1 protein-coding gene is annotated in these 436 nt (G+C 41.7%); it reads left to right on the top strand.

Annotated elements, in window-relative coordinates:
* Positions 1 to 436, top strand: a 436-nt coding sequence (locus tag HC176_RS16665; protein WP_167920131.1) for a TonB-dependent receptor domain-containing protein, incomplete at both ends; no start/stop codon positions are given.

Raw genomic sequence — 436 nt, 5'->3', positions numbered from 1 at the left:
AAAGATTGGAGCAAATGGAGCGCTAAGGCTGGACTTAGAGGGGAATATACAGATCGTACAGGAGATTCCCGTTCCATGGAGCAGATTGATGACCGGGAATATTTTGAACTTTTCCCGACTTTCTACCTGCAGCATAATTTCAATGAAAATCACAGCCTCACTTTTGACTATAGCAGGAGAATTCAGCGACCGCGATACGAAAGTTTAAATCCCTTTCGCTACTATCTTAATGAATTCGATTACAACGCCGGAAATCCAAATCTGGAAGCTGCAATTATCAACAGCTATTCATTGAGCTATGGGCTCAAAAATGCTTATTTCTTTGACCTTTTTTACACCGATAGCGGTAATACTCCAGAGACACTAAGTTTTCAGGACAATGAAAGCCGCATCATAAGAAGAGTAAGTGCCAACCTTTTGGAAAGCACCAGCTACG

It is taken from the genome of Tamlana crocina, assembly GCF_012037625.1.
Note: the sequence above shows the minus strand (reverse complement) of the source record. Positions and strands in the feature narration are given on the sequence as shown.